At 60.9% G+C, this 14,053-nt stretch carries 12 protein-coding genes; 7 read left to right on the forward strand and 5 right to left on the reverse strand.

The features are described 5' to 3' along the window. The first annotated feature begins 44 nt into the window (after positions 1 to 44). Together G505_RS20905 and G505_RS0107765 are read left to right on the forward strand one after the other, a co-directional pair. Positions 45 to 1,799, forward strand: coding sequence for a sensor histidine kinase (locus tag G505_RS20905; RefSeq protein ID WP_035385174.1), 1,755 nt, complete (start codon positions 45 to 47; stop codon positions 1,797 to 1,799). Beyond that, positions 1,796 to 2,395, forward strand: a complete 600-nt coding sequence (locus G505_RS0107765) for a response regulator transcription factor (protein ID WP_028109051.1) — start codon at positions 1,796 to 1,798, stop codon at positions 2,393 to 2,395. Before G505_RS20905 ends, G505_RS0107765 begins: the two co-directional genes overlap by 4 nt. 33 nt (positions 2,396 to 2,428) lie before the next feature. On the opposite strand, the gene G505_RS0107770 is transcribed toward G505_RS0107765, so the two are convergent. The 5 genes from G505_RS0107770 to G505_RS0107790 form a co-directional block, all read right to left on the reverse strand. Further along, positions 2,429 to 3,664 carry an ABC transporter permease gene (locus tag G505_RS0107770; RefSeq protein ID WP_028109052.1) on the reverse strand — a complete coding sequence of 412 codons (1,236 nt, stop codon included), beginning with the start codon at positions 3,662 to 3,664 and terminating at the stop codon, positions 2,429 to 2,431. After that, positions 3,661 to 4,338, reverse strand: coding sequence for an ABC transporter ATP-binding protein (locus G505_RS0107775; RefSeq protein ID WP_028109053.1), 678 nt, complete (start codon positions 4,336 to 4,338; stop codon positions 3,661 to 3,663). The genes G505_RS0107770 and G505_RS0107775 overlap by 4 nt, the downstream gene beginning before the upstream one ends. Further along, on the reverse strand, positions 4,335 to 5,705 hold the full coding sequence (locus G505_RS23240) for an efflux RND transporter periplasmic adaptor subunit (protein WP_084643910.1): 1,371 nt from the start codon (positions 5,703 to 5,705) through the stop codon (positions 4,335 to 4,337). The genes G505_RS0107775 and G505_RS23240 overlap by 4 nt, the downstream gene beginning before the upstream one ends. Before the next feature lie 182 nt (positions 5,706 to 5,887). Then, entirely contained in the window at positions 5,888 to 7,252 is a 1,365-nt protein-coding gene (locus G505_RS0107785; RefSeq protein WP_028109054.1) for an ammonia-forming cytochrome c nitrite reductase subunit c552, read from the reverse strand. Between the two features lie 216 nt (positions 7,253 to 7,468). Continuing rightward, positions 7,469 to 9,787, reverse strand: coding sequence for a helicase-related protein (locus G505_RS0107790; protein WP_028109055.1), 2,319 nt, complete (start codon positions 9,785 to 9,787; stop codon positions 7,469 to 7,471). 121 nt (positions 9,788 to 9,908) lie between these two features. On the opposite strand from G505_RS0107790, the gene mtoX reads away from it, so the two are divergent. From mtoX to G505_RS20920, 5 genes are all read left to right on the forward strand, one after another. After that, on the forward strand, positions 9,909 to 11,231 hold the full coding sequence (gene mtoX / locus G505_RS20915) for a methanethiol oxidase (RefSeq protein WP_051215983.1): 1,323 nt from the start codon (positions 9,909 to 9,911) through the stop codon (positions 11,229 to 11,231). Then, a complete protein-coding gene (locus G505_RS0107800; RefSeq protein ID WP_028109056.1) occupies positions 11,228 to 11,932 on the forward strand; it encodes an SCO family protein in 705 nt (234 codons plus the stop codon). Before mtoX ends, G505_RS0107800 begins: the two co-directional genes overlap by 4 nt. A 54-nt stretch (positions 11,933 to 11,986) precedes the next feature. Next, positions 11,987 to 12,376 (forward strand): hypothetical protein, encoded by a 390-nt coding sequence (locus G505_RS0107805; RefSeq protein WP_028109057.1) that lies wholly within the window; start codon positions 11,987 to 11,989, stop codon positions 12,374 to 12,376. Next, positions 12,376 to 12,648 carry a GIY-YIG nuclease family protein gene (locus G505_RS0107810; protein WP_035385176.1) on the forward strand — a complete coding sequence of 91 codons (273 nt, stop codon included), beginning with the start codon at positions 12,376 to 12,378 and terminating at the stop codon, positions 12,646 to 12,648. Before G505_RS0107805 ends, G505_RS0107810 begins: the two co-directional genes overlap by 1 nt. 458 nt (positions 12,649 to 13,106) lie before the next feature. Further along, positions 13,107 to 14,039 (forward strand): LysR family transcriptional regulator, encoded by a 933-nt coding sequence (locus G505_RS20920; protein WP_051215984.1) that lies wholly within the window; start codon positions 13,107 to 13,109, stop codon positions 14,037 to 14,039. Positions 14,040 to 14,053: the final 14 nt, after the last annotated feature.

Below are 14,053 nucleotides of genomic sequence, written 5' to 3' on the forward strand. Positions count from 1 at the left end.
CTGTGCCTGTCGAAACACAGCTGCGAGAAACCGTGATTAGCCGATTGATAACCCTTGTTTGTTTTGCCCTGTTACTGGCTGCGCCCCAGGCCCTGGCCCGAGAGCAGGTGCGCCTGGCGGTACTGGCGTTTGATGCTCCGGATAAGGTGCGTCAAAGATGGCAGCCCACGGTGGACTACCTCAATGCCCACCTGGAGGAACACAAACTGGTGTTGCTGGCCCTGCGTCCCCACCAGGTGGACCGGCTGGTACAGCATCAGTCCTTCGACTTCTTCATCGGTAACGCGGTCAAATCCCTGCAGCTCAAGCAGCGCCATGGCTCCAGCCAGCTGCTGAGCTTAAAACCCCTTGGCGGGCGCGACCCCGCGTTTGCGGTGGGCTCGGCCATCGTCACCCGCAAAGGCCAGCAGATAAGCAGTCTTCAGGCACTGCGCAACAAGCAGTTAGTGTCGGTGAGCCAACAGGCGTTTGGCGGCTTTATCGCCTTCTGGCGGGAGCTGGACCAACAGGGGCTGGCACCGCTGAGCGACTTGCCCTACCTCAAGTTCGTCGGCTTTCCCCAGTCCAAGTTGTTGCATCAGGTGCTCAGCGGCAGTGCCGATGCGGCCATCGTGCCCACCTGCCTGCTGGAGCATATGGAAAACAGCGGCCAGTTGCCCAAGGGCGAGCTCAAGGTTGCGCTGGCCCGGGAGACCGATGGTCCCTGCGCCAGCAGCACTCAGCTCTACCCCTACTCCTCTCTGTCCAAGATGGGGCACACCAGCAATCGCCTGGCCGCCCAGGTCACCCGGCTGTTACTGGATCTCTACCCCACCAACCCAGCCGCCATCACCGGCCGTTACGAGGGATGGACGGTGCCGGTGGACGACAGCCACGTGTTTGCCCTGCTTAAAGAGATTCGCCTGTGGCCATTTGACGCCGACTGGCGCGAGTTCTGGCCCCAGGTCACCCCCTATCTGCTGGGTTTGGCGGCGCTGCTGATGCTCGGCTATGTCCACCACCTGCGGGTGCGGGCCATGGTGACCCGCAGAACGGCGCAGCTCAGTCAGGAGATGGCCGACCACCGCCAGACCCAGGAGGAGCTGGAGCAGCAACAGCGGGGATTCTATAAGGCCCAAAGGGTGCTATTGACCGGTGAGATGGCGTCCGGCATCGCCCACGAACTTAACCAGCCCCTGGCCAGCATTCGTTACCTCACCCAAGGCTGCCAGTACCGTCTGGAGGCAGATCCCCTGGACAAGAGCGCACTCGACCAGGGGCTGGATCGCATCGCCGATCAGACCGATCGCGCCCGGGAGATCATCCGCAAACTGCGGGAGTTCTGCGCCCGCTCCAGCCGCCAGGAACCGGTTGACCTGTCCGTTCTGGTAAACGAAACCCTGGCGCTGATGGCGCCGGACTGCCGCCATAACCGCTGCCAGATTGAACTCAGGGAGCCCGTTTCAGCCGGGGTGATTACCGGCGACCCCACCCTGCTGCAGCAGGTGCTGGTCAACCTGATGCGTAACGGCATGGAGGCGATGCTGAGCCTGCCACAGGAGCAGCGGCAACTGGAGATCGCCCTCACCCACTCAGGCGACGAACTGTGTCTGTCGGTGCGTGACCGCGGGCCCGGACTCAGCGACGCCAAGCTGGCCCGGCTGTTCCTGCCCTTTGAAAGCGACAAGCCGGAGGGCCTGGGGCTGGGCATGACCATCTGCAAACGCATCGTCGAGGAGCACCATGGTCGCATCGAAGCCCAGCGACAACAGCCCGGTCTGGCCCTTATCTGCCATTTCCCCCTTAGGAGTACACCATGAGCGCCATCTTTCTGGTTGATGATGACAGGGACGTCAGAGAATCCCTGCAATGGATGCTGGAGGCCAAAGGGATGCAGGCCGAGGGTTTCGACTGCGCCAGCGCCTTTCTCGACGCCATGGATCCGGATCAGGCGGGCGTGGCCATCCTGGACATCGAGATGCCGGGCCTGGATGGCCTGGCCCTGCAGCAGGAGCTCAACCGCCGTGGCAGCCTGCTGTCGGTGATTATCCTCACCGGTCACGCCAACGTGCCTCGGGCCGTCGCCGCCCTCAAGGCCGGCGCACTGGATTTTCTGGAAAAGCCGGTTGAGGGAGAGCGGCTGCTGCCGCTGATCGAGCGCGGCCTCAGAGCTTCCCAGGAGCGACAGCAGGAGGACAGCCTGGCCGGTGACTGGGAGACCAGGGTGGCCCAGCTGACCGAACGGGAAAATCAGCTGATGCAACTGGTGGTGGAGGGCAAAACCAACAAGGAGATCTGCGACAAGCTGTTTATCGCCCAGCGCACCGTAGAGATCCACCGCGCCAACCTGCTGAAGAAGATGGGGGTGAAGAACGCCGCCGAACTGGCGTTTCTGGTGGGGCGAAACCGGCGCTGACGCGTCCATTGGCGCCAGCGCCTGATCAGTGGGCTACTCAAACCTCAGGGCATCGATGGGATCCAGTGAGGCGGCCTTACTGGCAGGGTAGTAGCCGAATCCCACCCCAATCAGGGCGGTGGCCGCCACCGACAACATGACGATGGAAAGTGGCAACACCATGGTCCAGCCGAACAGGGGTTCGGCCACCGCCAGCAGCACCAGAGACAACAGCAGCCCCAACATCGCCCCAAGCAGACAGAGGATGACGCTCTCAATCAGGAACTGGTTGCGGATATCCGAAGGCTGGGCCCCCACCGCCATCCTCAGGCCAATCTCCCGGGTGCGTTCGGTGACGGTCACCAACATGATGTTCATCACCCCGATTCCGCCCACCAGCAGGGAGACTGCGGCGACCCCGGCCAGCAGCGAGGAGAATACCTTGGAGGCATTGGCCCGGGTCTCCATCATCTGCGACAGGTTGCGGATGACGAAAGGCTGGGTGGCTTCACTTTTCACCCGGTGACGCTGGCGCAGCAGGCTGTCTATCTCATCGCTAACCCAGTCCATGTTCTCGGCCCGGTCCACCTGCACCATGATTCGCTTTACCCTGTCCTGGAAGGCGGTGTTGCCGCCGAGGATACGCCGCTGGGCGGTGGAGATCGGCACCAGCAGGGTGTCATCGGTATCATTACCACGCATATCCTCTCCCTTGGCTTTGAGCAGGCCGATGACGGTGACCGTGGTGCGGTTGATGCGCACCGACTCCCCCAGGGCCATCTGCGGCATACCGAACAGCTCCTTGGCCACGGTCTCGCCGATCAGGGCCACCCTGGCGGCGCTGCCCACCTCCTGTTCGGTGAAGGCGCGGCCTTCGCTGATGTGCCAGTTCATGGCACTGAGCATGTCCAGGTTCATCCCCTCCACCCGGGTGTTCCAGTTGGCGTTGCCCCACACCACCTGGGCCAACGAGGACACCGACGTGCCGGACGCGACCACCTGAGGGATCTGATCGCGGATGGCATCCACATCGCGCATGGTCAGGGTCTCCACCGCCCCGGCGCTGCCGGCGGCGCCGCCACTGGAGACCGACTGGCTTTTAACCATCAGCAGATTGGACCCCAGGGCGGCGATCTGCGCATCCACCTCCCGCTGGGCCCCCTCTCCCAGGGCAAACATGATGATCACTGCGCTGATGCCAATGACGATGCCCAATGTCGTGAGCACGCTGCGCAGCAGGTTGCGCCTCAGCGACGTGAGGGCGGTGCGGGTCAGTTGCCAGGGCTTCATGAGGCCGCCTCCAGCTCGCCATCACGAACCACTATGGTGCGACCGGCCCAGGCGGCCACTTCGGGCTCATGGGTCACCAGCACTATGGTGATCCCCTGCTCATTGAGCTGACGAAACAACCCCATGATCTCCTCGCCGGTGCGGGTATCCAGGGCGCCGGTAGGCTCATCCGCCAGGATCAGCTGGGGACGGTTCACCAGGGCGCGGGCGATGGCCACCCGCTGCTGCTGGCCGCCGGAGAGCTGGCCCGGGGTGTGCTGCATCTGCTGTCCCAGTCCCACCATCTCCAAGCATTCCCTGGCCCGGGCATCGTCGTCACGCGCAGGGTCCGGGTTGTACATCAGCGGCATCTTGACGTTGTCCAGGGCGCTGGTGCGCGGCAGCAGGTTGAACTGCTGAAACACAAAACCGATATGACGGGCGCGCAGTGTCGCCAGACGCTCCTTGGAGAGGCCGCCGGTCTCCTCGCCCAGCAAAGTCAGCTGACCCTGCTTAGGCGTCATCAGACAACCAATGAGGTTCATCAGGGTGGATTTGCCCGAGCCGGACGGCCCCATAATGGCCACCATTTCACCCTGTTCGATGGACAGATCCACCCCTTTGAGGACCTGAAACTCCTCCTCGCCCATGGGAAAGCTGTGGCTCAGCTTGCGGCACTGGATGGCGGCGGTCATAGGGCCACCTCCCGCACCTGGGTCACCACCTGACTTCCCGCCAGATCCCGCCCCAGCACCTGGGTATGGCCGTCGTCACTGATCCCCAGCTCCACGCTGATGAGCTCGGGTTCTCCTTCACGGCTCAGCAGCAGATGGCCCAGCCTGAGGTTGCCGCTTTGCAGTGCCTGCATCCGCTGCCGCTGCTCCGGGGTCAGGATCTGCTCCAGGGCCCGGGCCATGCGCTGGCGCATCGCTTCGCGGTTGCGTCCCGCCGGGTCCTTCTTCATCTCCTCGCGCATCTGCGTCAGCTGGTCCCGCTGCAGTTCAGTCAGGTTGAGCTGACTGAGCAGCTCGCCCTGACGCCCCTGGCTGACGTTGCTCGATTGCTTGGCTGCCTCGCGGGCGCCGATGCGCAGGGCGGAGTTGGGCACCCGCACCACGTCGCGGGCGGTGGCAATCTCTATGGTGAGATCGGCGGTCATCCCGGGCAGCAGGCGCCCCTTGGGGTTGGGCACGGCGATGATCACCCGGTAGGTCACCACCCCGGATTCCACCGTGGGGGACTGGCGAATCTGGCGTACCTTGCCATCGAACTGACTGTCGGGGTAAGCATCGACCTTAAAGCTGACCCGCTGACCATCCTGGATCAGGCCGATGTCTGACTCATCCACATAGGCCTCAATCTCCATCTGGGTCAGGTCCTTGGCAATGACAAACAGTTCCGGGGTGTTGTAACTGGAGGCCACGGTCTGGCCCGCTTCCACGGTGCGGTTGATCACCACACCATCGATGGGAGAGCGAATTTCGGTGCGATCCAATTCGATAACGGCCTGCTCCAGCAGGGCGTTGGTGGCGGCGCTGTCCGCCTCAATCAAGGCCACTTTGCCTTTAGCCTGACTCAGCTCCAGCTCGCGCAGGCTGAGATCGGTACGCAACTGGCTGAGCTCCTCATCGGAGATGTTGTTGCCTTTGACCAGCCCCTCGCCGCGCACCAGATCCTGACGCGCCTTGTCCAGATTGACCTCGGCAATGCCGATGGCCAGTTGCTGTTGTGCCAGCTCGGACTGCAGTCGAGCCAGCTGAGCCCGATACTGGTCGGCGCGGGCGGCGAAGCTGCGGTCATCAATCTTGGCCAGCAGTTGGCCCTGACTCACCTGGTCGTTGAAGTCCGCCAATATCTCGGTGATCTGGCCTGAGAGCTGGGCACCGACCACCAGATCGTCTACCGCGGCCAGGGCACCGGTGGCGGCCACCTGTTTGCGGATCACGCCGCGATCCGCCGACTGAGTCTCATACTGGTAGCGATTTTTCTGAGAGCTGTCCGTCAGGCCCCAAGCCCCAGCTGCCAGCGCCACGGGCACCAAAACCAATAACCATCGTTTCATGGGTCAACCTTTTCCTGAATTCTCTGAGGAAAAGGGTATGGACATAAGGAGAACCGACAAAGCACCTTTGAACAGATTTACCTAGACGGGCAATCTGTAACAGACAGACATAAAAAAACGCCCCCTTGCGGGGGCGTTTCGGACCTGGTTTCAGTCAATCTCGTGCGTGTGAGAGGTCGAGATTAGAACTGTACCTTGGTAGGCCACTCTTTCTGTACGCGCTCTTCCAGGAATTTCTTCTTCTGGGCGTCCATCTTGGTCTTGTCCAGACCTACGATGGCTTGCGCTTTGGCCTTGGTGGAGTAGTCAGGGTAGGTCACCTTGTCTACGCCGTGCTTGGCCAGAATCTTCTTCAGGGCAGCGCGGGCTTCGATACCGGTCTCTTTGGCCTTGGCCAGCTCTTCCAGACCCAGTTCAGGGTTGTGGGCAGAGATACCGTGGGAAGCAATTGCGAAGTCCCAACGCCACTGAGCGTGACGGATGAGCTTCAGAGCGTCCTTCATTTCAGCTTCGGTAGCACCGGCTTCCCAGGCTGCGCCAGCGTCGAAGTGCGCTTTCACGATAACTTCTTCAGCGGCGATTTGAGCTTTGTGAACCGCTTTCTTGTTGGCGGCCAGAGTATCAACCAGCTCAGCCTTGCTGTCGTGACAGTTGGAGCAGGTCTGCTCGAAGTTGTCGATGGCGTTGGCTACGTTGTGCTTGGAGAACTCTTTGCCAGCCGCGTTTTCTTGCTTGGGCATGTGACAATCGATACAGGTCACGTCCATCTCGGCGTGTACGGAAGGCTTCCAGGTTTCCCACTCGGGGTGCTGGGCTTTCAGCATAGGCGCTTTGGAGATCTTGTGAGTCCAGTCTTTGAAGCCCAGGGCATCGTAGTAAGCCAGGATGGCGTCAGCGCTCATGCCGCCGTCCCATGGGAACTTCACGTTCTTGTGGTCGGTACCGTCGAAGTAGTATTCAACGTGGCACTGGCCACAGGTCATAGCGGACTGGATGTTGGCTTCCTGCTCTTCAAACTTCTGACCGCTGGCGGCGAAAGCGCGCATGGCGAAAGGACGAGCGGGAGTAGGCTTGCCAGTTGCGGAGTCGTGGCAGTCGGCACAGCCGATGGAGTTGGCCATCTCGTGACCCCAGGCGCCCCACTTCTTCTCGGAGAAGTTGCCTTCGCCAACCTGATCGTACATACGCTTCAGGTCAGGAGTTTTACAGCCCCAGCAGGAAGCAGCCATAGGACCTTCAGAGTCGGTCATTGGGCCGCCGGTACGCAGGCTGCGGATGTTATCGATAACGGCGAACTGGTGACCACGAGGCTTGTTGTAGTCTTTGGCGAAGCCGTAGCCACCAAACATCAGAACAACCATTGGGTCCTCAGCCAGGATGTCATCCAGAGCGTTGGACTCTTCAGTGCTCGCCCAGGAGGCGTACTGATCGGGATACTTTTCTTTCCATGTGATGTTGTTAGCGTCTTCAGGGCTGTTCTTAGCGAAAGCAGAACCACTGATGGCCGCGATAGCAACAGCAATAGCCAGTTTATTCAATTGTTTCATCTCATCCTCTCCGAGGCTTATTTTTATCTCTCAAGGCAAATCATAGAGAAGTGATGAAAGGCTAGGGATACCCCTTTGGGGGTATTCATCAGGAAAGTTATTTCAGATCAACTTTTTGGCCGTATTTTGACGGATCCCCGAAACTTTTTACCAGTGTTTATCAAAAACTTAGATCAAGAACTACCACAAAAGTGGTAGCCCAGTAAAATCAATAGCTTAGCTTAAGCTGACCCGCTTGCTGGCCTTGCGATAGAAGACGCGCCATCCCGTCCAGCGGGGCAATTCCCAGCGCTTGGGACCGGCCTTTCGGGTCCCTGAGTGGTACACCACATCGATGCTTTTCTTGCGGATGTCGTACTCTACGGTCACCTTGAGTTCCGCCAGGGTCAGGCGCTGGGGAAAGCGCTCATCGAACTCGCCCCGTTGCCAGTCAGGAATGCCCTCAAAGCTGAGCTCCTCCTCGTCGATGAGCTCCATGTCATCGAAACTCTCAACCCCCAGCTCCGTTAACCTTTGGGTCAGCCAGGCCTCTGGCTGCGGCGTGTCGCCCTGCCCCTCACCCAGCGCACACCACAGGGCCCAGGCGGCCAAGTCCGACTTGAGGCGCTCTGCGATACCGGGCAGGCGCTGCTCAGCCAGAATCTCCCTGACCAGGGTGGCCACTACCTGGTCCCCACTGCCCTGATGGCTCACCTCTCCCAACTCCCGCCCGGCATAGACCACCTTGGAGATCAGGGTGTGGCCATCCTCCTGCAGCTCACCGGTCTGGAGCTCACCCAGCCCCGCCTCAAGCATCTGCTTGAAGGTGACCGGGGCCATGCAGGTGGCCAGGTTCAGGGTCTGCTTGACGCCGCGTCCGGGTAGGGAAAACTGGTCAAACACCACGGCCCCAGCAGTCTCTTCCGAGACGCGGCTGTCCCGACCCTGCTGCACCTCGCTAAAGCCGTTGCCCAGCGCCTGGGAACGTTTAAGACGACGCACATAGACCAGATCCGGCTGGGCCCGCATCACCGCCCCCAGCCAGGCATTACGGCTGACCGGGGTGGCCACAGAGAGCTGAGGCAATGCCAGAGCGTCACGAATCTGGTTGGCCAGCATCCTGGCCTCTGTAAGCATCTGCTTGTCACAGCTGAGCGCCTCGGGCAGCTTTTCTCTAAGCAGGGCGAGCAGTGTCATGGCGTCGCACTCCTGAGGCTGCCAGGCCTTAAGCGCCTTGAGGCCCTCTTCGCTGGTCGGCGGCTGCCACAACCTTGCGCCCAGACTCAGGGCCGCGGACAGGTCCACCATCGCCTCACGGCAGGCCTTCTCCTCCATGGCAGTGATCAGGTGGGCAAACAAAGTATCGATGGGCAGAGGGTAGAGGCGGCGGCCGTGGTCGGTGGCCTTGCCCTGAGCGTCGATGGCCTGCATCTGCTCCAGTTTCTCCCGGGCGATGCCTAAGGATTTCTCCGGCAGAGTGTCCACAAACTCCAGATCCTGGAGGCGCTCTCCGGCGCAGGCGGCGGCCAACATCGGCTCCACCAACTCCTCACGTTTGAGCTCAGGCGGCGTCAGCGCCTCCATGGGGGCATGCTGACCCCAGAGGCGATAGCAGATCCCCGCCTGCACCCGCCCTGCCCGACCGGCGCGCTGGGCAGCGCTGGCCAAAGAGATGCGGTGCAGCCCCAGCACGGTGCGGCCATTTCTCTGGTGGGTGCGCCGCTCCAGGCCGGAGTCCACCACGCAGGTGATGCCGGGGATGGTCAGTGAGGTTTCTGCTACATTGGTGGCCAGGATCACCCGCCGGCGCTCGCCGCTGCGCAGTGCCGCCCGCTGTTCGGCGTTGCTGGCGCCACCATGCAAAGGCACGGTTTGCACATCCACATCCTTAAACTGTGCTGCGCACTGGGCAATCTCCCGCTTCCCGGGCAGGAACACCAGAATGTCTCCGGGACTCTCTTCGAGGCCGCGGAGCACAGCCTCCCGAACCCGCCCCTCCAGCCCCCGCTCATCGGGCAACTGGCGACTCTCCCTGGCCAGATGGTGAATACTCACCTGAAACTGGCGCCCCTCGCCGATGAGGCGCTCTCCCTCCAGATAGCGCGCCAGTCGCTCGCCGTCGATGGTGGCCGAGGTGAGCACCAGCCGGTGCTGGTTACGCCGTTTTAGCAGGGCCAGCAACAGGTCCGTATCCCAGCGACGCTCATGAAACTCATCGATGATCACCGTGTGGAACCCGGCCAGGCCATCGTCACTGAGCCAGCGCAGCGCCACCCCCGGTGTCACAAAGGCCACCTGAGTCTGGTCGTCCACGGTGGACTCGAAACGTATGGCATGGCCCACCCTGGGTCCCCCCTGGGAGTCGAGAAAATCAGACAGCGCCAGGCAGGCCACCCGCCGGGGCTCGACCACCAGTACCCGGCCTTTCTCCGCCGCCCACAGGGGCAACCGGGTGGACTTGCCAGAGCCGGTCTGAGACTCCACCACCATATGACGGCTGTCCAGCAGCGTGAGGAATCTGGGCTTGAGGGGATCGATGGGCAGGGAAAAAGACATATCAACAAACTGAGGAACCATATTGGCTGCCCAGTCTACCCCAAGGGGCCGAAGGCCACCAAGGGTAGCCGGGGAGGCAGCGGCTACACTTATCCTGCTAAACAGTGATTTGGAGGCTGACATGAACCGGCTCATTCCCCTGGCAGCACTGCTGCTGGCACACCCCATTGCCGCAGACGAAACCTGCATGTCTCCTTATATGGCCAAGATCACCGGACAGGAGGATCTGGTCTATGTGTGGACCGTCGGCGTCGAAGGGATCGGTGACGGCCAGGACAAACTGGTGACCATCGACGTGAACCCCGACTCCGCCGAGTATGGCCAGGTGATCCACAGCCTTTCCGTCGGTGGCCGGCACGAAGCCCACCACAGCGGCTTTACCGATGACAGACGCTTCCTGTGGGCAGGCGGCCTGGACAGCTCGCAGATCTTCGTGTTCGACATCCACAGCGATCCCGCCAAGCCACGCATCCATAAGGTGATCACCGATTTTGTCGATGCATCCGGCGGCGTCATCGGCCCCCACACCCACTATGCCCTGCCCGGGCGCATGCTGCTCACCGGCCTGTCCAATGACAAGGACCACGGCGGCAAAACCGCCCTGGTGGAGTACACCAACCGGGGAGACTACGTGGCCACCCACTGGATACCCGACGATCCCAAGCAGGCTGGCCTGCACGGCGCCAGTCATGCGGACGGCTATGGCTATGATGTGCGTGCCCTGCCCCGGGTCAATGCCATGATCTCCAGCTCCTTCACCGGACACGACAACTACATGGCCACCCTGGGAGAGGTGGTCAACTCACCGGAACGCATGGCCAGATTCGGCAACTCCATGGTGGTGTGGAACCTGCACACCCGCCAGCCGCAGCAGGTGTTGGCAGTCCCCGGAGCCCCCCTGGAGATTCGCTGCGCCTGGGATCCGGCCCACAACTACTGCTTCACCACCACCGCCCTGACCTCCAAGCTGTGGATGGTCTCCCGAGACGCCTCCGGTCGCTGGAGCGCAGAGGCGGTGGCCGACATCGGCGACGCTGCCGCGATGCCGCTGCCGGTGGACATCTCCATCGGCAGTGACGACAAAGCACTGTGGGTAAATACCTGGAACGACGGCACCACCCGGCGCTTTGATATCAGCGACCCAGACGCCCCCAAGGAGGTCTACAGTCTCAAGGTGGGAGAGCAGGTCAATATGGTGTCCCAAAGCTGGGATGGCGAGCGCCTGTACTACACCTCGTCGCTGCTGGCCAACTGGGATAAAACCCAGGGAGAAGGCGATCTCCAGTACTTCAAAGCCTACCGTTGGAACGGCAAGGCCCTGGAGCCCCAGTTCAGCATCGACTTCCACAAAGAGAACCTCGGCAGTCCCCATCAGATGCGGTTGTCCGCCTACGCGCTCTATGGTTCACCTCAAGGGGAACCCGGACCGGAGGTGATCGAATGAGGCTCTGGCTTTGGCTACTGATACTGGCCGCCCCCCTTTGCTGGGGGGCCGATCCCCACGAAGCACACCGACGGGCCCAGCCCTCGGCCCCGGGTTACTTTCCCCTGGCCTTTGACGCCCCTCAGCCTGGCAGCTACCGGCTGCCGCCCCTCGGTAATGCCGCCGATGGCCGTGTGTTGCTTGAGAATGGCGGTCGCAGCAGTCTGCACGATTTGTTTGGCGACAAACTGGTGGTGATGAGCTTCATCTACACCCGCTGCCCCGATCCCAACGGCTGCCCCCTGGCGGGCCACGTGCTGGCTCGGCTGGAGAAGGCGCTGCTGCAGGACCCCAAACTCAGCAAGCAGGTACAGCTACTGAGCCTGAGCTTCGATCCGCAAAACGACCGCCCCCATATCATGGCCGAATACGCCAAACGCTACCGCTCTCCCCTGGGTCGCTGGCAGTTTCTGACCGCCGAATCTGCAGCAGACCTGGATCCCATTCTGAGCGCCTACAACCAGTGGGTGGTGCAGGAGAGAGACGCCCAGGGCAAGCCCAGCGGCGCCCTGTCGCACCTGCTCAGGGTCTACCTGATCGATCCCCAGCTGCGCATCCGCAATATCTACTCAACTGGTTTCCTGCACCGGGATCTGCTGCTGGCTGACATTCGAACCCTGCTGCTGGAACAACAGGAACAATCAGCGGATTTACAGCGCTGAATGAACACTTTATCCTAGACGGTGTTCCACCGAAGTTGGCAGAGGGAGGGTGTAATGTCGCGTTGGCAGTGGCTGTTCTGGATTGATTTGGCCGTAGCCGTCGGCACCATGATGGCGGTGATCCTTACCCCCACACCGAGCTTCGCCACCTGGACCCTGCTCAGCCTGACGGTGCTGATGATTCACCCCAGCTTTGGCTACGCCTATCAGGTACCCATCGGCAATCTGTGGCTGGCACGTCTGAACGCCGGGCTGGTGATCCTCTGCTTTGCCTTTATCCTGCTGATGAGTGTCATCATGGTCTACCAGCACCCGGACCTGTTACATCTGCTGGAGTTTGTGTTGATCTTTGCCGCCATCCTGGTACTGATGCACCCGCCCTATCAATACGCCTTCTGCAGCCCCCACCTGTGGCAGAAGCAGGACCACGTGGTGCACTTTTGATGTGGTCTCTCTATCTGGTACGCACCGCCTGTGACCGCCTCTACACCGGCATTACCACCGACGTCGAGCGCCGCTTCCAGCAACACAGCAGCGGCAGGGGCGCCAAGGCCCTCAAAGGCAAGGGACCACTGACGCTCGAGTTTCATACCCCCATAGGCGACCGCTCCCTGGCCTCCAAAGTCGAATACCGAGTCAAGCAACTGAGTCGCGCCCAGAAAGAGCGGGTGCTCAGCCAAAAGGCACTGCCAGAGCACTGCTTGGACGTGTTGTAGCCCCCCTCAACGACAATCCGCATTCCTTCACCCATAAAAAAGCGGTGCTTTCCATAGCACCGCCGCGGGTAGCAAGGGTGGGATATCCGGTCAATCATCGGCAGCGACCAAACAGAGGAGCATGCGCTTTCCCCTTCACCCATAAAAAAGCGGTGCTTTCCATAGCACCGCCGCGGGTAAAGGGGGATATCCGGTCAATAATCTGTATTTCCGGCGTCCTGCCTACAAAGGTTGATGAAAGCGTTTACTCGTCGCAGCACTCATCGGAGCCAGGCGCAAGGGAGGGGGCAAACAGATGAACCAGATGATCGCTAAGACGCTCCATCCAACAGGACAAAAGGTGACTCACTCCGACCTCCACGACAAAATTCCAAAAAAGTAGAAACAAATTTTACCGCCATCAGCCAAAACCTGTAGTATCAGATGTGTAGAAACAGCTTCAACCAAAAGTTGACATCATGGACATTGAACTGACCCGGCACCTGCCCGCATTTATTGCCGCAGCACAGACCCACAACTTCTCCGCCGCAGCCCGACAGCTCGGGGTCACTCCGGCAGCCATCAGTAAGAACATCAAAACCCTCGAGGCTGGCCTGGATGTCAGGCTGTTTCACCGCTCCACCCATGCCCTGTCACTCACCGACGAAGGCGCCGCCTTCTACAACCGGATCTGTCCTGTGGTCAATGAGCTCAAGGAGGTGCTGAGCACGACCCGGGATGAGAGTGGCACCCCGGCGGGTAAACTCAGGATAAGCCTGGCCTACCAATACGGTCGGCAATACGTCGTCCCCCTATTGAAGGGCTTTCTCGAGCGTTATCCGCAAATTGAGCTGGACATGAGATTTGAGGACCGGATCGTGGATCTCTTTGAAGAGGGGATCGACCTGGGCATCGGCAACCAAATTAACCAGGACGCCAGCATCGTAGCCAGGCCCATTACCGACATCGATCTGGTTTACCTCGCCTCCCCCGAGTTCCTGAAGAAACATGGCACCCCGCAGCACCCTAACGATCTCGAGCATTACAACTGCATCGTTTACCGCTCCCCCACCACGCTCAGACGCAAGCCCTGGCAGTTCTGTTCACCCACCGGGGAAAGGCTCGTCAAAGACAACCTGAAATCGAGTATTTCAGTCACCAATCCGGAGCTCGGCCTGGAGTTGGCCGTCGAGGGGATAGGCATCTCACCAGGCCCGCTTTTCTACGCCAGAGAGTTGATTGAGCAGGGAAAGTTAGTCCCAATATTGACCGACTACCAAAACAAACTGCCTCCGATGATGATCTACTACCCGAGCCGCAAGCAGATTCCCGCGAAGTCCCGGGTGTTCATCGACTACCTGCTGGAACACCTGGGAGCGGACACCCATGACAACCCTGCCACCGGCCAGTAATGGCGGCAGTGACG

Origin of the sequence: Ferrimonas futtsuensis DSM 18154 (assembly GCF_000422645.1) — a bacterium.
Classification (GTDB): Bacteria; Pseudomonadota; Gammaproteobacteria; order Enterobacterales; family Shewanellaceae; genus Ferrimonas; species Ferrimonas futtsuensis.